23 protein-coding genes and 1 pseudogene are annotated in these 20,885 nt (G+C 68.1%); 16 read left to right on the forward strand and 8 right to left on the reverse strand.

All coding sequences use genetic code 11. The features are described from left to right. Positions 1-34: 34 nt before the first annotated feature. Complete coding sequence (locus QUE33_RS13170) at positions 35-1,222, forward strand: MalY/PatB family protein (protein ID WP_286300629.1); 1,188 nt, start codon at positions 35-37, stop codon at positions 1,220-1,222. Positions 1,223-1,348: 126 nt separating this feature from the next. Here the strand turns inward: QUE33_RS13170 and QUE33_RS13175 are convergent, their stop codons facing one another. Beyond that, positions 1,349-2,428 carry a YeiH family protein gene (locus QUE33_RS13175; RefSeq protein ID WP_286300630.1) on the reverse strand — a complete coding sequence of 360 codons (1,080 nt, stop codon included), beginning with the start codon at positions 2,426-2,428 and terminating at the stop codon, positions 1,349-1,351. Positions 2,429-2,509: 81 nt separating this feature from the next. On the opposite strand from QUE33_RS13175, the gene QUE33_RS13180 reads away from it, so the two are divergent. Continuing rightward, entirely contained in the window at positions 2,510-3,427 is a 918-nt protein-coding gene (locus tag QUE33_RS13180; protein ID WP_286300631.1) for a LysR family transcriptional regulator, read from the forward strand. A 161-nt stretch (positions 3,428-3,588) separates the two neighbouring features. After that, the gene (locus QUE33_RS13185) at positions 3,589-6,393 is read left to right on the forward strand and encodes an FAD-binding and (Fe-S)-binding domain-containing protein (protein ID WP_286300632.1); all 2,805 of its coding nucleotides are present in this window, start codon (positions 3,589-3,591) and stop codon (positions 6,391-6,393) included. A gap of 15 nt (positions 6,394-6,408) precedes the next feature. On the opposite strand, the gene QUE33_RS13190 is transcribed toward QUE33_RS13185, so the two are convergent. After that, a complete protein-coding gene (locus tag QUE33_RS13190) occupies positions 6,409-6,882 on the reverse strand; it encodes an ASCH domain-containing protein (RefSeq protein ID WP_286300633.1) in 474 nt (157 codons plus the stop codon). Positions 6,883-6,939: 57 nt separating this feature from the next. On the opposite strand from QUE33_RS13190, the gene QUE33_RS13195 reads away from it, so the two are divergent. The 7 genes and pseudogenes from QUE33_RS13195 to QUE33_RS13225 all read left to right on the forward strand — a co-directional run bounded on the left by QUE33_RS13195 (position 6,940) and on the right by QUE33_RS13225 (position 10,536). After that, the gene (locus QUE33_RS13195; RefSeq protein ID WP_286300635.1) at positions 6,940-7,284 is read left to right on the forward strand and encodes an FCD domain-containing protein; all 345 of its coding nucleotides are present in this window, start codon (positions 6,940-6,942) and stop codon (positions 7,282-7,284) included. Positions 7,285-7,463: 179 nt separating this feature from the next. Then, positions 7,464-7,637, forward strand: coding sequence for a hypothetical protein (locus tag QUE33_RS13200; protein WP_286300636.1), 174 nt, complete (start codon positions 7,464-7,466; stop codon positions 7,635-7,637). Positions 7,638-7,696: 59 nt separating this feature from the next. Then, positions 7,697-8,421: pseudogene (locus QUE33_RS13205) on the forward strand (DeoR/GlpR family DNA-binding transcription regulator). Positions 8,422-8,504: 83 nt separating this feature from the next. Beyond that, entirely contained in the window at positions 8,505-8,663 is a 159-nt protein-coding gene (locus QUE33_RS13210) for an HTH domain-containing protein (RefSeq protein WP_286300637.1), read from the forward strand. Positions 8,664-8,720: 57 nt separating this feature from the next. After that, positions 8,721-9,200 carry a helix-turn-helix transcriptional regulator gene (locus QUE33_RS13215; protein ID WP_286300638.1) on the forward strand — a complete coding sequence of 160 codons (480 nt, stop codon included), beginning with the start codon at positions 8,721-8,723 and terminating at the stop codon, positions 9,198-9,200. A gap of 105 nt (positions 9,201-9,305) precedes the next feature. After that, the gene (locus tag QUE33_RS13220; RefSeq protein ID WP_286300639.1) at positions 9,306-9,719 is read left to right on the forward strand and encodes a VOC family protein; all 414 of its coding nucleotides are present in this window, start codon (positions 9,306-9,308) and stop codon (positions 9,717-9,719) included. 34 nt (positions 9,720-9,753) lie between these two features. After that, positions 9,754-10,536, forward strand: a complete 783-nt coding sequence (locus QUE33_RS13225) for an aspartate dehydrogenase domain-containing protein (RefSeq protein ID WP_286300640.1) — start codon at positions 9,754-9,756, stop codon at positions 10,534-10,536. Between the two features lie 84 nt (positions 10,537-10,620). On the opposite strand, the gene QUE33_RS13230 is transcribed toward QUE33_RS13225, so the two are convergent. The 3 genes from QUE33_RS13230 to QUE33_RS13240 are packed head-to-tail and all read right to left on the reverse strand — an operon-like array spanning position 10,621 to position 12,930. After that, on the reverse strand, positions 10,621-11,286 hold the full coding sequence (locus QUE33_RS13230) for an FMN-dependent NADH-azoreductase (RefSeq protein ID WP_286300641.1): 666 nt from the start codon (positions 11,284-11,286) through the stop codon (positions 10,621-10,623). Positions 11,287-11,341: 55 nt separating this feature from the next. Next, the gene (locus tag QUE33_RS13235) at positions 11,342-11,962 is read right to left on the reverse strand and encodes an NADPH-dependent F420 reductase (RefSeq protein ID WP_286300642.1); all 621 of its coding nucleotides are present in this window, start codon (positions 11,960-11,962) and stop codon (positions 11,342-11,344) included. A gap of 32 nt (positions 11,963-11,994) precedes the next feature. Then, on the reverse strand, positions 11,995-12,930 hold the full coding sequence (locus tag QUE33_RS13240; protein WP_286300643.1) for an SDR family oxidoreductase: 936 nt from the start codon (positions 12,928-12,930) through the stop codon (positions 11,995-11,997). 51 nt (positions 12,931-12,981) lie between these two features. Here QUE33_RS13240 and QUE33_RS13245 point away from each other — a divergent pair, with 51 nt between their 5' ends. Together QUE33_RS13245 and QUE33_RS13250 are read left to right on the forward strand one after the other, a co-directional pair. Continuing rightward, complete coding sequence (locus QUE33_RS13245) at positions 12,982-13,263, forward strand: TetR/AcrR family transcriptional regulator (protein ID WP_286300644.1); 282 nt, start codon at positions 12,982-12,984, stop codon at positions 13,261-13,263. Positions 13,264-13,267: 4 nt separating this feature from the next. Continuing rightward, a complete protein-coding gene (locus tag QUE33_RS13250; protein ID WP_286300645.1) occupies positions 13,268-13,603 on the forward strand; it encodes a hypothetical protein in 336 nt (111 codons plus the stop codon). A gap of 7 nt (positions 13,604-13,610) precedes the next feature. Here the strand turns inward: QUE33_RS13250 and QUE33_RS13255 are convergent, their stop codons facing one another. Next, positions 13,611-13,976, reverse strand: a complete 366-nt coding sequence (locus tag QUE33_RS13255) for an ArsR/SmtB family transcription factor (RefSeq protein ID WP_286300646.1) — start codon at positions 13,974-13,976, stop codon at positions 13,611-13,613. Between the two features lie 87 nt (positions 13,977-14,063). Here QUE33_RS13255 and QUE33_RS13260 point away from each other — a divergent pair, with 87 nt between their 5' ends. Beyond that, the gene (locus QUE33_RS13260) at positions 14,064-15,377 is read left to right on the forward strand and encodes an FAD-dependent oxidoreductase (RefSeq protein WP_286300648.1); all 1,314 of its coding nucleotides are present in this window, start codon (positions 14,064-14,066) and stop codon (positions 15,375-15,377) included. Positions 15,378-15,442: 65 nt separating this feature from the next. Here the strand turns inward: QUE33_RS13260 and QUE33_RS13265 are convergent, their stop codons facing one another. Both QUE33_RS13265 and QUE33_RS13270 read right to left on the reverse strand, forming a co-directional pair. After that, positions 15,443-16,393, reverse strand: coding sequence for a carbohydrate kinase family protein (locus QUE33_RS13265; protein WP_286300649.1), 951 nt, complete (start codon positions 16,391-16,393; stop codon positions 15,443-15,445). Next, the gene (locus QUE33_RS13270; protein ID WP_286300650.1) at positions 16,390-17,355 is read right to left on the reverse strand and encodes a substrate-binding domain-containing protein; all 966 of its coding nucleotides are present in this window, start codon (positions 17,353-17,355) and stop codon (positions 16,390-16,392) included. Before QUE33_RS13270 ends, QUE33_RS13265 begins: the two co-directional genes overlap by 4 nt. 236 nt (positions 17,356-17,591) lie before the next feature. Between QUE33_RS13270 and QUE33_RS13275 the strand changes: the two genes are divergently transcribed. Genes QUE33_RS13275 through QUE33_RS13285 form a run of 3 tightly spaced genes read left to right on the forward strand, consistent with a single transcriptional unit; the run spans position 17,592 to position 20,859 of the window. Then, positions 17,592-19,004: an ABC transporter substrate-binding protein gene (locus QUE33_RS13275; RefSeq protein WP_286300651.1), complete on the forward strand. Its 1,413-nt coding sequence runs from the start codon at positions 17,592-17,594 to the stop codon at positions 19,002-19,004. Then, positions 19,004-19,972, forward strand: a complete 969-nt coding sequence (locus QUE33_RS13280; protein ID WP_286300652.1) for a carbohydrate ABC transporter permease — start codon at positions 19,004-19,006, stop codon at positions 19,970-19,972. The genes QUE33_RS13275 and QUE33_RS13280 overlap by 1 nt, the downstream gene beginning before the upstream one ends. Beyond that, positions 19,969-20,859 carry a carbohydrate ABC transporter permease gene (locus tag QUE33_RS13285; RefSeq protein ID WP_286300654.1) on the forward strand — a complete coding sequence of 297 codons (891 nt, stop codon included), beginning with the start codon at positions 19,969-19,971 and terminating at the stop codon, positions 20,857-20,859. Before QUE33_RS13280 ends, QUE33_RS13285 begins: the two co-directional genes overlap by 4 nt. Positions 20,860-20,885: the final 26 nt, after the last annotated feature.

Here is a 20,885-nt window from a genome sequence, read left to right on the forward strand (position 1 = left end):
GGCCGACCGAGGGGACACCCCGCACAATGGGGACATGAGCATTGCAGAAGCGGCCGTGGCCGGGCATCCGTTCGACGCGATCACCGAGAGCGACCTGCGCAGCGCGGGAAGCCTGAAGTGGACGATGTTCCCCGAGACGATCGGCGCGTTCGTCGCCGAGATGGACTTCGGTGTCGCCCCGGCGATCTCGCAGGCCATCGGCGCCGCGGTGGGCGCCGGGTTCACCGGCTACCTGCCCTCCTCACTCGCCGACGAGCTGTGCACCGCGAGCGCGCGCTGGTACGCCGAGCACTACGGATGGGGCGTCGCAGCATCCGACGTGCGCCTTGTGCCCGACGTGATCGCGGCGTACGAGTTCGCGATCACGACGTACACGGCCCCAGGGGCGGCCGTGATCGTGCCGACACCCGCGTACATGCCGTTCCTCAGTGTGCCGCTGCGGCACGGCCGGCGGGTCATCGAGGTGCCCAGCCGCGAGGTCGACGGGCGTTGGGTGATGGACCTCGATGCCGTCGCCGCGGCCTTCGCGGACGGTGGCGAGCTGCTGGTGCTGTGCAACCCGCACAACCCGCTCGGCACGGTCGCGACCCGGGACGAGCTGCATCGGATCGCCGAGGTGGTGACGGATGCTGGTGGGCGGGTGTTCTCCGATGAGATCCACGCGCCGCTCGTCTACGCACCGGCGACGCACATCCCGTACGCCTCGGTGTCGGATGCTGCGGACGCGCACACCTTGACCGCCACCTCCGCGTCGAAGGCGTGGAATCTCGCCGGCTTCAAATGCGCGCAGCTGATCTTCTCGAACGACGAGACCCGCGACGCCTGGAAGGCGAATGACGGATGGGTCGGCCACGGCACGGCGACCATCGGCGTGGTCGCCCAGCTCGCCGCGTACACCGGCGGAGGCGGTTGGCTGGCCGAGGTGGTGGAGTATCTCGACGGCAATCGGCGGATGCTGGCCCAGCTGGTCGCCGAGCACCTGCCGGGTGTGCGGGTGACGGTGCCGGAGGGCACCTACATCGCCCTGCTCGACTTCCGCTCGACCGGGTTGACCGGTGACCTCGGGGCCTGGTTCCGCGAGCATGCGAAGGTGGCGATGACCGACGGTGCGCAGTGCGGACAGGCGGCGATCGGCTTCACCCGCTTCGTCTTCGCGACCCCGCGTCCTCTCCTGCGCGAAGCCGTGCTGCGCATCGCCCGGGCCCTCCGGGAAGATCTCTGACTGCTTCTTCATCCCCCGCTTCAGGTGGCGCAGTTTGCCGCCTCGGGCGCGCATGATGCAGCGATTCGTGACACGCGAATCACTTGTGGGTTCGCGGGAGATGCGGCGGGCCCGGGGATGGCAGAGCTACCCGCGCAGGGCGGCGGTTCCGGCGATCGTGAGCAGCGCCGTGACCGTCACGAGCACCCACAGCATCCCGCCGAGGGCGAGTGGCCGCCAGCCGGCGCGACGCAGCGCGGGGATGTCGGTGGACAGCCCGATGCCGGCCAGTGCCATCGCGATCAGGAACACGCTGGCCTGCACGAGCACCTCGCGCGGGGCGTCCGGGATGATGCCCGTGGAGTTCACGATCGCGACGATCAGGAAGCCGATCAGGAACCACGGCACGAGCTTGGCGATCCGGCGGCCGGTGAGCGGCTGCGCGGCGCTGTCTGCCCGGGCACTGCGCCGTGCTTCCATCACCGACAGGCCGATGCTGATCGGGATGATCATCAACGTGCGCACGAGCTTGACGACCACCGCGTAGCCGAGCGCCAGGGTGCTGAACACCCCGGCGGCGGCGACCACCGAACTCGTGTCGTTCACTGCCGTTCCAGCGAACAGCCCGAAGGTGTGCGGATCCAGGTTCAGTGCATGGCCGATGAGCGGGAAGAGCACCACGGCCAGGATGTTGAAGAGGAAGATCGTCGAGACGGCATAGGCGATCTCTGCGCTCGCCGCGCCGATCACGGGCGAGACGGCGGCGATGGCGGAGGCCCCGCAGATGCCGGTGCCCACGCCGATCAGGGTGGTCAGGCGCCGCTCGGTGCGCAGCATCCGTCCCAGCAGCCACGCGCCGACCAGGCAGACCACGAGCGTCGTGAGCATGATCGGCAGCGACTCCAGGCCGACCTGCGCGATCGCGCCGATCGACAGCTGTACACCCAGCAGCACGACGGCGAGCTGCAGCAGGAACTTGCCGGAGTAGGCGATGCCGGGCTGGATGCGGGCATCCGCCTTCTCGTGCCCGGCCATCAGCCGGGGTCGTACGAGCGACAGCAGCACCCCGATGACGATCGCCGGCACGGCCGATCCGAGCACCGGGACGATCGCGCCGATGCCGGTGGCGACGAGGGCGATGGCGGCTGTGATCAGCACGCCGGGAAGCACGTCGGCGCCGCGGGTGAGGAGACGGGGCGGGAGGGTCTGCACGGGGGAGAGCTGCACCTCACCAGCCTGCCTGTCTCCTGGTCCCCGCGGTATCGGGATAATGTCGATAGGGGTACAGGATCGGATTGTAGGTGTGGAATGCGCGGTGTTCCGGAGCTGGATGCGCTCGAGCTGTTGTGCGCGGCGGTGCGCTACGGATCGATATCCCAGGCGGCGCGCACCTGCGGGGTGACGCAGCAGTCGGCCTCGGTGCGGCTGCGCGGAATCGAGCGACAGCTGGGCATGGAGCTGTTCCTGCGCACTCCGCGCGGAGTCGTGCCGACTGCGGAGGGCGAGACCGTCGCCTCCTGGGCGGCCGACGTGCTCGCCGGGGCGGAGCGGTTCCGCGCCGGCGTTGAGACGCTGCGTGATGAGCATCGGCGCGAGCTGACGGTGGCGGCGAGCCAGACCGTTGCGGCTCATATGATCCCGACCTGGCTGGTCGCATTGCGCGAACGGCAGGTGCGCTCCGGTGGGACGCCCACCGCCGTACGGCTGCTCACGGGTAACAGCGTCGAGGTGACCGAGCTGGTGCGCGGAGGCGCGGCGGATCTGGGCTTCATCGAGTCGTCCACGATTCCCGGCGGCCTGTCGCAGACCGCTGTCGGGGTGGACGCCCTGGTGCTGGTCGTGGCGCCGACGCATCCCTGGTCGGGTCGCGATGGGATCGCGATGGCTGAGGTGGCGGATGCCGCGCTCGTGGCGCGTGAGGAGGGCAGCGGCACCAGGCAGACCTGGGAGGATGCCGTCCGCACACGCCTCGGGAGGGACGTCGCCGATCCATCCGTGGTTCTGCCGACGTCTGCTGCAGTCCGTCTCGCCGCCGCGGAGGGCCTGGCGCCCGCCGTGCTGTCGCGTCTCGCCGTGGCGGACGATCTTCGGCTCGGACGCCTGTCGGAGGTGCCGGTGGAAGGCGCGCCCGTCGTGCGACCGATCACTGCGCTGTGGCGCGGCGGGGTGAGGGATCTGACCTCGACGAGTCGGGAGCTGGTCGAGGTGGCGACCACGGGAGCATGATCGAGAGCGGGCCCCGCGGCACTGTCGACGCTTGACCAGAGACGGGGGAATGCCTACCGTGTGAGTAAAGCAACATCGAATGTTGATAAAGCAACATTCACTGGGTCGGATGCTCGTGCCCGACGACGAACGCCGACGAATCGCTGGAGAGAGAAGACGCCATGCTCGAGATCGCCGTCGATCTGGCCGCCGAACTGCGTGACCAGGGGCTCGCGGATGTCTCGGTCAGCGACATTGATCGAGCGATGTACTCCTCCGACGCCTCGCTCTACCGGGTCGTGCCGCAGGCCGTGGTGCGCGCGCAGCACGTGGACGAGCTGCATGCCGTGCACGAGGTGTCGCGTCGGCTCGGAGTGCCGTTGACCCTGCGCGGGTCGGGAACCTCGATCGCGGGCAACGCCATCGGCTCCGGCATCGTCGTCGACACCCGCGGACTCAACCGTGTGCTCAACATCGATCCGGAAGCGCGGACCGCGACCGTCGAGCCCGGAGTGGTGCACTCCGAGCTGCAGCGCGCCGCCGCCCCGCACGGGCTGCGGTTCGGACCCGATCCGTCGTCGCACACCCGCGCCACGATCGGCGGCATGATCGGCAACAACGCCTGCGGGTCGCGAGCCCTCGGCTACGGCCGCACGGTCGACAACGTCGAGGAGCTCGAGGTGATCTGGGGCGCAGACACCGCATCACCCGAGATCACAGCCGGTCTCGGCGCGCTCGCCGAACGCAACCTCGGCACGATCAGAACCCAGTTCGGCCGGTTCGGTCGGCAGGTGTCGGGATACTCCCTGGAGCACCTGCTGCCCGAGCGACGCAGCATCCCGAAGTTTCTGGTGGGCACCGAAGGGACACTCGCGACCGTCACCAGGGCGACCGTGCGCCTGGTGAGCGCCCCCGCATCGCGGGTGCTCGTCGCGCTCGGCTACCCGGACATGGCGCACGCCGCGGATGCCGTCCCGCAGATCCGCGCCGGCATCGCCCCGTACGAGAGCCCGCAGCTGCGACTGACCGCGCTGGAGGGCATGGATGCACGGATCATCGACCTGGTCCGCAGCCGGGGAGTGGTGGTGCCAGAACTGCCCCGGGGCACGGGCTGGCTGTTCGCCGAGATCGGCGGCGAAGCCGGGGCGGTGGCGGATGCCGCAGTCAAGGTCATCACGGCGTCCGGGAGCCTGGCATCCCGGGTTGTCAGCACCCCGGCGGAGCAGGACGCGCTCTGGCGGATCCGCGAAGACGGCGGCGGCCTGGCCGGCCGCGCGCTGCCGACGCCGGCGCATGCCGGATGGGAGGACTCGGCGGTGCCGCCCGAGCATCTGGGTGCGTGGCTGCGCGATTTCGAGCGTCTGCTGGTGGATCACGGGCTCAAGGGCATCCCGTACGGGCACTTCGGCGACGGGTGCATCCACGTGCGGATCGACTTCCCGTTCCAGCCGGGAGATGCGGCATCCGCGACGGTGTTCCACGACTTCATGCACGCCGCGGCATCCGCCCTTCAGAAGTACGGGGGAACAATATCCGGCGAGCACGGTGACGGACGCACGCGCTCCGAGCTGCTGCCGTACATGTATGAACCCGATGCGCTGCGGCTGTTCGACGAGGTGAAGCGCATCTGTGACCCGCGCGGACTGATGAACCCGGGCGTGATCGCCGACCCGTCCGGCGACGGGCCCGCCGACATCACCGAGGATCTGCGCACGGTGCGCCCGCGAGGGCGCCCGCGTACCGCACTGAAGCTGCTGCACGACGGCGGCGATCTGGGCGCGGCCGTGCACCGCTGCACGGGAGTCGGCAAGTGCGTCGCCCCGCACGCCGCAGGCGTGATGTGCCCCTCGTATCAGGCGACGAGGAACGAGAAGGACTCGACGCGAGGACGAGCACGGGTGCTACAAGAGGCGCTCGATGGCGGGCTGCTGCGCGACGGCCTCACCAGCGCCGCTGTCGACGAGGCTCTGGATCTGTGCCTGGCGTGCAAGGGCTGCGCGACCGACTGCCCGACCGGGGTCGACATGGCGACCTACAAGTCAGAGGTGCTGCATCAGAAGCACGACGTGGCGGGCATCCGCCGACCGCGTTCGCACCTGACGCTCGGCCGCCTGCCGCTGTGGGCACGGCTGGCGGCGCCGGTGGCGACGATCGCGAACCTGGCGGCGCGGATCCCGCCGCTTGCGGCCCTGGGCAAGTGGGCCGTCGGCATCGACCAGCGTCGTTCCACCCCGACGTTCGCCCCGCGCACGCTGCGACGAGCGGATCGCCGGGCGGTCACCGGCGGCGGTCAGCCGGATGTCTGGATCTGGGCCGACTCGTTCACAGATCACTTCTTCCCGAACTCGGGAGTCGCCGCGCTGGAGTACCTGCGTGCGAACGGGATCGATGCCCGGGTGATCCAGGACGACGCCTGCTGCGGCCTGACCTGGATCACGACAGGTCAGCTGGACCGCGCCAAGCCCATGGTCACCCGCACGGTCGAGCGGCTCGCCGCCTATGTGGACTCGGGTGTCCCCGTGCTCGGCCTGGAGCCCTCGTGCACGGCCACGCTGCGCTCGGACGTTCTGGATCTGGTCGATTCCGCCGACGCCCGGCGCGTGGCCGACGGCGTGCTCACCTTCGCCGAGCTGGTCACCCGACTGAAGCTGCCGGTGCCCGACCTCACCGGCGTCGAGGTGGTCGCGCAGCCGCACTGCCATCAGAACGCCGTGCTCGGCTGGAGCGTGGACGAAGCACTGCTGCGTCATGCCGGAGCGACGGTCACCCGTGTGGACGGATGCTGCGGACTGGCCGGCAACTTCGGCGTCGAGAAGGGCCACTACGAGGTCAGCGTCGCGGTGGCCGAGACGCACCTGCTGCCCAGCCTGCGCGCACATCCAGACGCGGTGGTGCTGGCCGACGGCATGAGCTGCCGCATCCAGGTCGACGACCTGACCGATCGCCCGACCATGCATCTCGCCGAGCTGCTGGCGTCGAGACTCTGACGGAAGTGCGGCCCGTCAAGGCAGCGGATGCACGAGCGTGAACCGCTCGCAGAGCACGGGCATATCCGGCGCCCAGCCGCGCGGGTCCTCGGAGTGGGTGCGCCAGAAGCGCTCGTGGATCTCACGCCACGCGCGGAGCGTGCGGTCGCCCTCGCCTTCGGCGTGGGCGTGCTCTTCACTGACCTCATCGAACGGAACCGTGAGCAGCGAGGAGGTGCGGATCACGGCGCGGGGGATCCCGCTGCCGTCGAGGATCACGCTCAGCTCGCCCACCCGCGGCATCGGATCGCCGGATGCCTCGTAGTCCCACACAGATGACGCGGTGCCCGTCTTCACGCCGGACATGACGAGTTCGAGCAGGCCATCGGCGTGCTCGGGGGTGGCGCCGAACGCCCAGGCTTCGGGCGGCTCAGGCGGCAGCTCCGGGAGTGTGCTGCGCAGATCCTGCCAGTAGGAGGCGAGGACTTCGGGATCGGCGGTGATGCTCATGCTTCGACACTAGGCGCGAGCCACCATTGACAGTGGGGGTCTCCATCTTCCGGGGCCGTGCAGGCTGCTGCCGCACTGGCGCGGCTGTGTGCTGATCAGGAGAAGCGACTGGCGGAGCGTGACATCGACGGGCACCGCCGCCTGGACATTCTCTTTCACCGCGCCCTCTGGCAGGCGAGTGGGAACTCCCGGATCCTGCGCGCCGGTGAGCCGCTGCTCGATCAGATGCTGCTCGGCAATGCGCTCTCCGCGCGGCAGCCGGGTCGTGGCGATCAGTCACTCCAGGAGCATCGGGCGATCATCGATGCGATCGCCCGCGCCGATGCGAGTGCCGCCGAGGATCTCGCCCGCACGCACATCTGGCGATCGCATCAGAGCTTCGCCGACGCCATCGCGTCGTAGGCCGACGCCATCGCGTCGTGGTCGGCCAGGGGCTCCCGGATGCCGACGCGGAGCGTGCCGGCAGCGTCCTGGGCCGGATCGGAGGCGACCCCTTGACGGGCCGATGCGGTCTGGCTATGGTTGTTCGCATTCCGACAATAAATGTTGGAAATAGAACATGGCTGGAGAGGATGAGCTCGATGGCAGAGACCGAGACTCGCGCGGAGACCGTGCTGCGGTATGGACTGGTCGGGGCAGGCACGATGGGCCAGGAGCACATCCGCTACATCGAGCTCATCGACGGCGGCGAGATCGTTGCGATCGCTGACCCGCATGTGCAGACGACGTCGACGGTACACGACGTGAGAGAGTAGGTGGAGGACATGGGGGAACTGACGCTCTGTCCGCTCGCCAGCGTTCGATCGTTCAGGATCTGAAGGAGCGCGGCTTCGTCGCGACGACGGCACTCGCCGAGAAATACCACGTCTCGGACATGACGATCAGACGCGATTCCCGGCGGCTCGAGGAGCAGGGGATCGCGCGGTCGGTGCACGGCGGGCTCATGCTTCCGCACGGCACGATCCACGTCGCGGGGTTCGCCGCACGAGCGGAGGACGACAGCGATGCCAAGCGCAGCATCGCCGCCGCCTGCGCCGAGATCATCTCGTCCACGGAGCGCGTCTTCATCGATGCGGGCACCACCGCCTTCAGCGTCGCTCGGGCGCTGCCGCCCACCTTCGAGGGCACGCTCATCACGCACTCCGCGCCGGTCATGCAGCTCGCCCTGCAGCGCCGAACGCCACGACGATCTCCCTCGGCGGTCAGCTGCTCCACGACAGCCAGGCATTCGTCGGCCACCTCGCCATCGCCAACCTGGAGGGCCTGCGGGCCGAGACGGCCTTCATGGGCATCGCGGGAGTGAACGCGCACGGCCTGTACATCGAGCGGAATCTGGAGCTCTCGACCAAGCGCGCGATCATGGCGGCATCCGACCGGGTCGTCCTCGTCGCCGCGAGCAGCAAGCTGGGCCGCAGCGATCTGGTGCGCCTCGGCGACTTCCACGACATCGACGTGCTGGTGACAGATCACGAACCGCCGGCAGCGATCGCCGCCGCGCTCGCCGATGCCGATGTCGAGGTCATCGTCACCGGGGAGTGACGGCTGGCGAGCGTCGTAGGTGCCGACTGCACCGTCGGCCGGAGTCGGCACCAGCGGGAGGGGCCTGCGGCTAATGTCGGAGCGTGAACAGGACCGATCGCCTCTACGCCTTGGTGGAGGGATTGCGCGCAGTGGCGCCACGACCGCGCAGCGCCCGGTGGTTGGCCGAACGCTTCGAGGTCAGCATCCGAACAGTCGAACGCGACATCAGTGCACTGCAGCAGGCGGGGGTGCCGATCTGAGCGGAGTCGGGGCGCACGCGCGGCTACTGCCTGGCACCCGAGCGGACCCTGCCACCGGTGAACTTCACTCCCGACGCGGCCGTCGCGGTGGCCGTTGCGCTGCGGCTGACGGATGCATCACCGTTCCATCCCGCTGCCAGGACGGCACTGCACAAGCTGACCTTCGCGATGGACGATGCGGATGCCTCCTCAGCCCGGGAACGGGCTCAGCGAGTGCATTTTCTGAGGGATCGACCGGCTCGACCCCGCGTCCCGCGGGCGATCGCGGACGCCCTGTCGACGCGGCGCGTGCTGCGGATGTCCTACGTCGATCGCAACGGCAGGCACACGGCACGTGAGATCGAGCCGCTCGGCTATGTCGAGGCGGACGGCGTCTGGTGCCTCGTCGCGTGGTGTCGGCTGCGCGACGGCATCCGTGCGTTCCGGATCGACCGCATCCGGGGCGTGACCGTGACAGCGGGGACGCCCGAACCCCGACCGCTCACCGGCGATGATCTCGACATCGCCTACGGGTCGCTCGAGCCGCTCGAACTCTGAGATCGCCAGAATCGCCGACAGCACGCTGTCGCGCACAGTCGTCAGGCTGGGCAGGTCGAGAACAACCTCGACCACTCACCGAGGAGAACCACGAACCTTGTCTCTGTGCGCCTCATCACTGACGACGTCTCGCGTCTCGCTGACTTCTACGAGCTCGTCACCGGCGGCATCGCCGCACGCAACGGCGATGTGTTCGCTGAACTCAGGACATCGCTCGGTACGCTCGCGATCGGCAGCACCCGCACCGTGCCCGCGTTCGCACCGGGCGCCGCAGAGGGCGGGAACAACCGATCGGCGATCATCGAATTCCTGACCGCGGATGTCGACGCGGAGTACGCCCGCCTTCGCGACGTCGTGGATTCGTGGGTCAACGAGCCGACGGACATGCCCTGGGGCAACCGTTCGCTGCTGCGCGACCCCGACGGGAACCTCGTGAATCTCTTCACCCCGGTCACCCCGGCGGCTGTCGAGAAGTTCGCGCGCTTCTCGGGAGGAGACGACCGGCACCGGGGTAGGTGACCCGCGGATACACGCCGTGTCCTATGGTCGAGGCATGGTGGATCTGCGGGTCGGGTTCCTCGGCGATGGGCACATCAACCGGGTGCTGCGCCGGGCGGTGCACGAGTCCCGTCCCTATCGGGTGATCGGCGCCTATGGCCGGGATGACCCCCTTCCGGGAGCGGGTGCGGTCGACGTGATCGTCGAAGCATCGACCCAGCAGGCCGTGCAGGAGCGGGTGCCCGCGCTGCTGGACAGCGGCGTGGACGTCATCCTGCTGTCGGTCGGCGCGCTCGCCGATGCCGGATTGCGCTCGGCGCTGCTGAGGCGGATGCCGGGCCGCGGCCTGCTCATTCCCTGCACCGGCGCGATCGGCGGACTGGACCAGGTCCGCGCGCTGCGCGCCGCCGGGCCGTTGACCGCCGTTTCACTGGAGAGCCGCAAGCTGCCTGCCACACTCATCCAGCAGTGGATGCCAAGCGACCTGCAGGCGACGCTGCGCGCCGGCGACGCGGAGATCGTGCTGGCGGATGGGCCGGCGGGTGAGGTGGCACAGCGATTCCCGGCATCCGCCAACGTCGCTGCAGCGCTCGCGCTCGCTGCGGATGCCTGGGACATCGCGACTGCGAGGGTCGTCGCCGATCCCGATGCGGCGGCGACCCGGCACGAGATCCGCGCCGCTGGTGCGCTCGGCGAGGTGCGCGCCATCGTCACCAATGCGCCGTCGCCCGAGCGCCCTCGATCCAGCGCCGTGGTGGCATGGGCGGCACTGCGGGCACTGGACGATTACGCGAGGCTTCGACGGTTCCCGGAGGCCGGCGGTGTCGCGTTCCTCTGATGCGGTTCTCCTTCGTGCGCCAGGAGTGCTGAGACGAGAAGCACGCGGCCACGACGGACCGCCTGCTTCTCGCCTCTGTTCGCCCTACGCGGCAGCGGCGTCTGCGAAGCTCGCTGCGACGCGCTTGCCGTGCTCCTCGGCCGCCTCATGCGCCCGAGCGCGGTTCTCCTTGGCGAGGTCCACCAGGTGGGCCATCGCCGGGTTGTGCTCGGCGAGTGTCAGCTCGGTCTCGATGATCTCGGTCTCGTAGCCGAACACGTCGCGGAAGATGCGCACCAGCCACGGGGTGCCGTGGTCCCAGCCGTAGCGCGGTGTTCCCTCGGAGTATCCGCCGCCACGGGAGGCGACGATGAAGGCGGTCTTACCCTCGCCGGGGCGTGTTCCGGGGCTGAAGCGGCTGTCGGTGATGATGGCGTCCAGCCAGGCCTTGGTGTGCTGCGAGACGCCGAAGTTGTAGAACGGGGCGCCGATGATGAGCACGTCCGCGGCGTCGACCTCGTCCGCGAGCATCCGCGCGTAGTCGACGGCGGCGACCTGCTCGTCCGAACGCTGATCCTCGGGCACGAACCCGGCATTCGCGGCCAGGCCCCACGTGGCAGGCGGCACCGGGTCGGCGGCGAGGTCGCGGCGTGTGACCGTGGCCACGTCGCCGAGTTCCGAGGTCAGGGTCTCGAGCAGGGTGTCCGACAGTGCGCGGCTGACGGACGCCTCACCGCGGATGGAGGCGTCGAGGCGGAAGATGCGGGTCATAGTGTGTCGCTTTCTCTGTTTTTTGGGGGTGGGATCTACAGGTGCCGTCCGCGGCTCAGCCGGCGTCGACGTTGAGGGCGAAGTCGAAGTGGCCGAGGGCGTTCTGCGCCAGGCCGATCAGAAGCGTGCCGGTGGCCTCGAGGTTGCGTGCCATCGCCAGCCCGCCGACGTCGAGGGGACGCAGGCCGAGGCTGGTGATGAACTCCGAGACGCGCTCCTTGGCGGCCGGATCGTCGGATGCCACGAACGTGTCACGGCTTCCGCCGCGGGCCAGCACCTGGCCGACCAGGGTGTTGAACGCCTTCACGACGGTCGTCCCTGCGGGCAGCAGCTTGGTGATCTCCTGCGCGCCGGAGCTTCCGGCAGGGGTGACCAGGGCCCCGGGCTCGGGAGAGTACGGGTTGGTGATGTCGATGATCACCTTTCCGGCGAGCGCGTCGCCGTACGCGCCCACCACGGATGCGGCGACGGAGTAGGGCACCGCCAGGACGACGAGGCCGCCGGCCGGAACGGTGCCGTGCACGCCCACAGTCGCGTCGATCGCCAACCGGTCCGCGAATGCCTGGGCGCTCGCGGTGTCACGGCTGAGGACTTGGATGGCGTGTCCGGACGCGGACGCGCGTCCGGCGATCGCGGCGGCCATGCCGCCGGTGCCGATGATGGTGATGGTGCTCATGTCAGTCTCCTTCTGGGTGGTGTTCGGATGGCTCAACGGACCGGGAAGTAGTGGCCGTTGTCGAGGCCGTCGAGAAGGCTGGGTTCGAGCGGCTCCCAGCCCAGGTCCCGACGGGTGATGAGGTTGGATGCCGGGTAGCTGTGCGTGACGATGTTGGAGAGGAACCCGAAGTATCCGGGCACCATCAGCTCGTCGAGCGGAACGCTCACGGCGGGCACGCCTACCCGCGCGCCGATCGCCTCGGCGAGCGTGCGGAGAGGAACTTCTCCATCGGCGACGGCGTGCCAGTAGCGGCCGGGTGCGCCCTTCTCCAGCGCAAGTCGGTAGATGCGGGCGACATCGCGGATATGGATGGCGTTCCACAGATTCGAGCCGTCGCCCGGATAGCCGGCGAATCCCTTCTCCTTCGCCAACGCGATGAGGGTCGGCAGGAATCCTGCCTGATCGACCGTGCTGTGCGCGATGTTGGCTATCCGAACGACCGAGGAGCGCACGCCCTGCTCGGCGAAGCCGATGACGGCGGATTCCACGCTGTTGCGCATCCGAAGAGTACCGCTGTGCTCCGCGTCTGCGGGCAGCGCCTGATCGGTCTCGATCGCAGGGCGTCCCAGGTGTCCGGGGGAACCGATGCTGCCGGCCGCGACCAGGGGCTTGCCGGTTCCGGCGAGGGCATCACGGTACGCGTTCATGACCTCGATCTCTGCGGCGGCGACGGCATCCATCCCGCCGACCGGCAGCAGATCCTGACGATGGGCGACGTGGATGACACCATCGGACTCGGAAGCGGCCTGCTTGAGGTCGTCGAGGTCGCGGAGGTCGCCGCGGCGGGCCGTGGCGCCGAGCGCGGTGACTGCCGCTGCGGCCTCGTCCGAGCGGACGAGGCCCGTGACCTGGTGGCCCGCGGAGATGAGTTCGGGGATGATATGCGAGCCGGAATGACCGGTTCCGCCGGTGATGAGTACGTGCATACCGGGGTAAACGGACTATCCCCCGTTTATTATTCCGCCTAATCTGAAACCGTGAGCATTCCTCTTCTGCAGCCAGGCGGTCCGCGCCCCAAGCGTGCGGATGCGGTGCGCAATCACGAGCGCCTGATCGCCGCCGCTCAGCAGGTGCTCGCCGAGCGCGGCCCGTCGGGGATCACGATGGACGGTCTCGCTGAGCGCACCGGACTCGGCAAGGGGACGGTCGTGCGCGCCTTCGGCTCGAGAGCGGGCATTTTCCGCGACCTGCTCGGCACTGACGAGTTCGCCTTCCAGCAGCGTGTGATGCAGGGGAGCCTCCGCTGGGTCCGGGGCTGACCCGGTGCAGCGGCTGATCGCCTATGGTCGTGGGCGCTACTCCCATCTGGTGAACCATCTGCAGGTCATGCGGGAGACTCTGGAGCCGGGCAGTGAAGTGCCCGCCTCGGGTGTGCAGTTCACCCAGATCCACATCCGGATGCTGCTGGCGCAGGCGCATATCGGAGTGGAGGACCTCGACAACCTGGCCGTCCAGCTCACGCTGGCACTGGAAGGGCCGCTGCTGCTCGCGCTGAGCGCTCCGCCGCCGCCCACGGCGCGCAGCGTCGGCTCGTTCGAGGACAGCTGGCAGACGCTCATCGAGCGGGTCTGCACGCGTCCTGCGGCGACCGCGGACTAGCCGGCAGTCAGATCGCGAGGATGCCGGCGACGCCCGTCAGCGCATCCGGAAGGAGTCGGTAGTACGCCCACGTGCCGCGTTTGGAGCGTGACAGGAATCCGGCTTCGGTAAGCACCTTCAGATGATGCGACACGGTGGGCTGCGAGAGTCCGACCGGCTCGATCAGATCGCACACGCAGGCCTCCTGCCCCTGAGAAGACGCGACGATCGACAGCAGTCGCAGGCGGGCCGGATCGGCGAGGGCCTTCAGTGTGGCGGCCAGGTGCTCGGCATCCGCCTGCGTGAGCGGCTTCTTCACCAGCGGTACGCAGCACGTCCCGCCGCGTTGCGCGGTGACGTCGGTGACGTCGGTGACCTCGAGCATCGTGACCATGTATCGATGATAGTCGATATTGACAGGCATCTATATCTGCGTCGATACTGAACATCGACGCTTATCGATATATGCCGGGAGGCCAGCATGACCCTGATCGATCTCACACCCCGTTCGGCCGTGACCGATCGCCTGGCGACGCTGCCCGTGGTGATCATCGGCGCCGGCCCGATCGGTCTGGCCGCCGCGGCGAATCTGGTTGAGCGGGGCATCGACTTCGTGGTGCTGGAGGCCGGTGACCGCCCGGCCTCCTCGATCCGCCTGTGGGGGCACACGCGCCTGTTCTCGCCGTGGCGGCACCTGATCGACCCCGCGTCACGAAGGCTGCTGGACGCCGCCGGGTGGGCTCCGCCGGTAGATGAGGGCCGGGCGCCGAGCGGACATGAGCTCGTCGACGAGTACCTGATGCCGCTGGCCGAGCTCGACGCGATCCGCTCCCGGATCCGATACGGCGCCCGCGCGAGTGCGGTGACCAGGCAGGGCATGGATCGCACCCGAACGGCGGGTCGGGAGTCGACGCCGTTCCTGCTGCGCGTCACGACGGCGGACGGGAGGGTGGAGGAGATGACGGGACGAGCGGTGATCGACGCATCCGGCACCTATACGAGCCCGAACCCGTTGAGCTCATCCGGCTTGGTGCCGATGGGCGTCGGCGGCGCCGGCGACCGCATCATCCACGCGCTGCCGGATGTGCGCGGCACCGATCGCGCACGGTTCTCGGGCCGTCACACCACCGTCGTCGGCGCCGGCCATTCGGCGGCGAACACGCTGATCGCGCTGGCCGAGCTGTCGCGGACGGAGCCGGACACACGTGTGACGTGGCTGATCCGCAACGCGTCCGCCGTGCGCGTGTCGTCCTCCGCCGATGACGAGCTGGCCGACCGCGCGCGCCTCGGCTCCCGCGTCGACCAGCTCGTGGACGACGGCCTGATCGAGAAGATCGACTCGTTCGAGATCTCCGCCGTCGAGCGCCAGGGTGACGGCATCCGACTGATCGGCACGCGCCGCGGCGAGCCCGCTGTCCACGACGCCGACCTGGTCGTGGGGGCGACGGGATTCCGACCCGATCTGGACATGCTCCGCGAGATCCGGCTGCAGCTGGACGACATCGTCGAGGCGCCGGTCCGGCTGGCTCCGCTGATCGACCCGAACCTGCACTCCTGCGGAACCGTCGCCCCGCACGGTTTCGACGAGCTGCGGCATCCGGATTCGGGCTTCTTCCTCGTCGGGATGAAATCCTACGGCCGTGCGCCCACGTTCCTGCTTGCCACCGGCTATGAGCAGGTCCGCTCTGTGGCCGCCTGGCTCGACGGCGACATGCGGGCCGCGACCGAGGTGCGACTCGCGCTCCCCGCGACCGGCGTATGCTCCACCACCAGTGGCGGCGGCGGATGCTGCTGACTACGTAGACCGACGCAGATCTCGCGAAGCGGATTTCGTGGGTGGCCGTCCGTACTCGGTGGCGATCAGAGCGCAGGCAGCTCGGCCCGTCGCGGCGGATCGGCGCCGGGGCGAGAGACGGTGATCGCTGCCGCTCTCGCGGCGAACGAGAGTATCCGCTCAAGGTCCGGCGCGTCGATCTCACGCAGCAGCGGCCGCGCTTCGGCACCCGCGAAGCGCAGGTGCAGGAGGCCGTGGATCAGCGCCCCCATGAACGTGTCTCCGGCGCCCACTGTGTCGACCACCGTGACGGGCCGACCCGGACTGCGAGTGACGCCACCTCTCGTGACGGCTGCCGCCCCGTCGCCGCCGGTGGTGACCACGACGACCGCCGGACCGGAGCGCCTCCACGCATCCGCGCTGTCCAATGGTGACCGCTCCGGATAGAGCCAGGTCAGATCCTCGTCGCTGGCCTTGACCACGTCTGCCAGCGCCACCAGCGCCTCCACGCGTCGACGCGCATCATCCCGATCGGGGATCAGCGCTGGGCGGACGTTGGGATCGAAGGTGATCAGTGCCGTGCTCTCAGCCGTCCGCAGGAGCTGCTGGACCACATCCGCCCCCGGGTGCAGGATGCTCGCGATCGAGCCGGCATGCACGACGCCCGGGGTCCCGATGGACAGGTCGGCGGGGAGACGCCAGGTGATATCGAACTCGTAGGTCGCTGAGCCGTCTGCGGCGAGACGCGCGGTCGACGTCGCGGTGCGTTCGCCCTCGACGGCACTCAGGCGAACGCCCGACTCCGCGAGCCAGGCGCGGATGACATCGCCGTGGGCATCGGCGCCGACTGCTGCGACGAGCTCGGCGGCATCGCCCAGGCGACCGACAGTCAGTGCGACGTTGGCGGGACTGCCGCCGGGGACCTCGTCGACGCGTCCATCCGCGCGGTGGACGATGTCGATCAGCGCCTCGCCGATGACGACGACGCGGCGATCGGCGCCGGGCGTGGGAGTGATGACGCTCTCATGCTCAGTCATGGACGTGTGACCCTCTCCGAGATCGTGCGCACCGACCCGCGGGTGACCACAGGCATCGGAAGCAGCTCATGCGAGAGCTCGCGCTCTCCGAGCAGCATGAGCACTCCCTGGTGCGCCATCTCCTCGTAGGGCAGTCGTGCGGTGGTGAGCCCTGGGCGGACCATCGCAGCGAGATCCTCGTCGTCGAACGAGACGATCGAGATATCGTCCGGGACGCGCAGACCGAGTTCGGCGAGCGCCTGCATGATACCGAAGGCCATGCCATCGGTGGCTGCGATGACGGCGGTGAGCTCGGGATGAGCGGGGAGCATCCGCATCGCCTCTCGATATCCCACCTCGGGATTCCAATCATCGACGTCCACACGAACCGGGGTGACGCCTGCGGAGGACAGGGTCTCGTCGAGTCCCTCGAAACGGCGCGTGATCGTCACGGATCGACGTGGGTTCGCCGCTGCGGGGAGGTCGCCGATGAGGCCGATGCGCCGATGGCCGGCATCGAGCAGCACAGATGCCATGGCGTGCCCCGCCTCGTATTCGTCGGGGAGCACGCTGGGCAGGTCATCGGGGGTGCGGCCGTTCACGATCACGACAGGGACGCCGTGAGGGGCGGTCGGGACATCGACCATGCGCGCGGCCATCAGCCCTACGACGATGCCGTCGACGCGACGGTCGACCATCTCCCGGAACGACTCGGTGAGCTGCATGAGATCATCACCGGTCTCAGCGATGAGCACGGTGTGATCGAGTTCCTTGGCTGCACGCAGCGTGCCTCGCACCATCGCCGATGCGAAGCGGGTGATCGTCACCTGATCGGAGATGAACCCGATCGAGCGCGTCTTTCCGAAGCGCAGGCTCTGGGCTGCGGGATCGGGACGATACCCGAGTTGATCAGCTGCGGTGCGGATGCGTCCTGCTGCCTCCTCGGACAGGCGTGACGGACGGTCGTTCAGGACCAGGCTCACCGCCGTCTTCGAAAGCCCCGACAGACGGGCGACGTCAGCCAGGGTCGGTCTGCTTCCTCTCGCCATCGAGCACCTCCTCCTCTCGACCAACCTAGCGGATGAATCACGATGATAAATCAGTTGATCAAAGTTCTTGCGCGGAATCCCGGGTGCCTGCTACATTGCGATAAATCGGTTCACCGCAAGTTCATCGCACAATGGGTGCGAGCCGATCCGCTCTCAGAGAGGAGAAGTAGATGGCACGAGAATTTGGCCCACTGCTGGGCCGCCGCGATCTGATGAAGCTCGGAGGAATCAGCCTCGCGGGACTCTCGCTCGCCGGACTCGGCGCAGGGCTGACCGGCTGCGCGCCTTCCGGCGGCGAGTCCGGGGCCGGAACGCTCAGCATGCTGTACTTCGGCGACCAGAAGGCGGCCACGACACTCCAGAACGCTCTGCAGCCCAAGATCAAGAAGATCGACAAGGATCTCGCGCTCAAGATCACTGCGATCAACGGCACCGACTGGAACGACTTCCTCGCCAAGGTGCTCACTCTGATCGCCTCTGGTCAGGCACCCGACATCGTGAGTGTCGCGACTGAGGGGCTGCAGCTCATGGCCGGCAAGGAGCTCATCGTCCCGCTGGACGAGTACGTCACCAAGGACATGGCCTCCTTGAAGTCGAGCTACTTCGACGACATCCATCCCGCGCTCATCGAGGCGATGATGGTCGACGGGCACCTCTACAACATGCCCGACAGCTTCAACGCCGGCAGCATGTTCTACAGCAACGACGTCCTGCAGAAGGCCGGTGCCACAGCGCCCGCGACCGGCTGGACGATCGATGACTTCCACTCGACGGCTGAGCAGATCGCGAAGGTGGGTGGAGACATCCTGCCGTTCAACTGGGTCGTTCGGCTGTGGGGCAGCTGGACCTCGTTCCTGTACGCCAACGACGGAAACCTCGTCGAGGAAGGCAAGTACAGCGGCGGCGAGTGGCTGTGGGGCAAGGCGTACGACTCGAGCGACGCGAGCGTCGCGGGCCGCAAGGGCGGCTGGAAGTGGGGTGCGCCCACCGCCAACGCGGCGAGTACCGTCGAGGCGCTCGAGTACGTCATCGACCTGCAGAAGGCCGGTCTGTCACCCTCGCCCGACGTGGGAGGCGGCGCCACCCTGCAGGGCCTGTTCTCGTCCGGGCGCATCGGCATGACCGTCGGTGGCGGATTCTGGGCGGGCGGTCTGCACAATGCCGGCATGACTGACGGCAGCTTCGACGTGCAGGCCTTCCCGACCTGGAAGAGCAACAGATCGCTGTTCGGCACCGGCGGGTACTCCATCTTCAAGTCATCGCAGAAGAAGGATGTCGCCTGGGAGGTCATCAAGATGATGATCGAGCCGGAGAGCTTCGACATCATGTTCCCGGGCAACATCACCACGCCAGGACGCAAGTCCCTGATGACGGCCGAACGCTACAAGAGCACCGGTCCCACCAACTGGTCGGTGTTCTACGACCAGCTCGACGGCTCGGTTCCGATCTCGGCGCCGTCGTACTACAACGCTCTGGCGACATCCTTGAACCAGCGCACGACGGAGGCGATCTCGTCGGGCAACGCGAAGAAGGCGCTCGACGCGATGCAGAGCGACCTCGAGAAGGTGGCGAAGGGCAGCTGATGTCCGTCTCCGCCTCCACAGCGCGCGCGCAGCGCGCCCCATCGCGTGAGGCGACTCCTCGCCGGTCCGTCCGCCGCCCCGGTGCGCGGCTGACGGCCCGGCGGGAGGCCCTGTTCGGCTACGCGATGATCGCCCTCGCGATGACTTTCGTGACGGTGTTCACGTTCATCCCGATCGTCGCCTCTCTCGGACTGTCGTTCTTCGACTGGGACGTGATCTCACCACCGAAGTGGGCAGGACTGGCCAACTATGAGCGCTTCTTCAACGACGGGCCGGTGCTGCAGTCCTTCGGCGTCACCATCGTGATGGCGCTCGCGATCGTGGTGCTGCAGCTGTCGCTGGGGCTGTTCCTCGCCGTACTCGTGAACCAGCGCACCTCCAACTTCGGGCGCACGTTCTTCCGCACGGCGTTCTATCTGCCGCTGCTGGCCTCCACCGCGGCGGTGGCGATCTTCATGGGCTATCTGTTCGACTACAAGTTCGGCGCGATCAACTACTACCTCGGGCTGCTCGGTGGAGCCGGGGTGCCCTGGCTCACGAGTTCCTTCGGCGCGCAGGTGACCATCGTGCTGATCGTCGTGTGGCAGCAGGTCGGTTTCACCTTCGTGCTGTTCGTGGCCGCGCTGATGTCCGTTCCCACCGATGTCCTCGAAGCGTCCTCGATCGACGGCGCGGGCCCACTGCGGACGCTGTTCCGGATCAAGGTCCCGTTGATCAGCCCGACCATCCTGTTCGCAGCCGTGATCGCGTTGATCAACGCCATGCAGCTGTTCGACCAGCCGTACATCATGACCAAGGGCGGGCCGGGATCGGCGACCACGACCGCGGTGATCTCGATGTACCGGACTGGATTCCAGAACCTCGAGTTCGGATACTCCTCGGCGATCTCGATCGTCCTCCTGCTGCTGATCCTCGCGATCACCGGCGCTCAGTTCCTCGCATCCCGGAAGCTGGTGTTCTACCAATGAGCACGACGACCGCCATCCTCACCGGCAAAGCGCCGGTCGTTCAGCCCGTGATCGGCAAGCGCCGTCGAGTCTTCAAGATCGGCAAGATCGCAGGCCTCATCACGCTGATCCTCGCCGCGGTGTTCGCGCTGGGGCCGCTGCTGTGGGCGCTGACCACTTCTCTGCGCACACCCGCCGAAGCGTTCAACAACCCACCGCAGTGGATTCCGTTCTCCCCCGACTTCAGCAACTATGCGGCGGTGTTCGAGCAGATCCCGATCGGCCAGTTCTTTCTCAACAGCGTCGTGGTGACCGTGCTGATCGTGGTGGGACAGACGGTCACGTGCACGCTCGCCGGATACTCGTTCGCGGTGATCTCCTTCCCCGGTAAGAACTGGATCTTCGGCGCGTTCCTCGCGACGATGATGGTGCCGCTGCAGACGATCATCATTCCGGTGTTCATGATCGTGAAGACGCTGGGACTCACAGACAGTCTGTGGTCTCTGATCATTCCCGCTCTCGGCAGCGCCTTCGGCACCTTCCTCATGCGGCAGTACTTCATGCAGATGCCTCGTGAGCTCGGCGAGGCGGCGCGCATCGACGGGGCGAGCCAATGGGGTGTGTTCTTCCACGTCTACGCCCGCATGGCTGCGCCGGCGATCTCGACCCTCGCGATTTTGAACTTCTCAGGCTTCTGGGCGGAGTTCTACCGGCCCCTGATCTTCCTGCAGTCGCAGGGCAACTTCACGTTGCCACTGGGGCTCGTGGGACTGCAGGGCAATCTCGGCACGGGTTCGATCTCGGTCGTGCTCGCCGGAGTGGTCATCTCGATGATCCCCAGCGTGCTGCTCTTCATCTTCGCGCAGCGCTATTTCATCGCCGGCGTCACCGCGGGTTCGTCCCGCTGAGCCCGCGTATTCATCCGGCATCCGAA

It is taken from the genome of Microbacterium suwonense, assembly GCF_030296555.1.
Classification (GTDB): Bacteria; Actinomycetota; Actinomycetes; order Actinomycetales; family Microbacteriaceae; genus Microbacterium; species Microbacterium suwonense.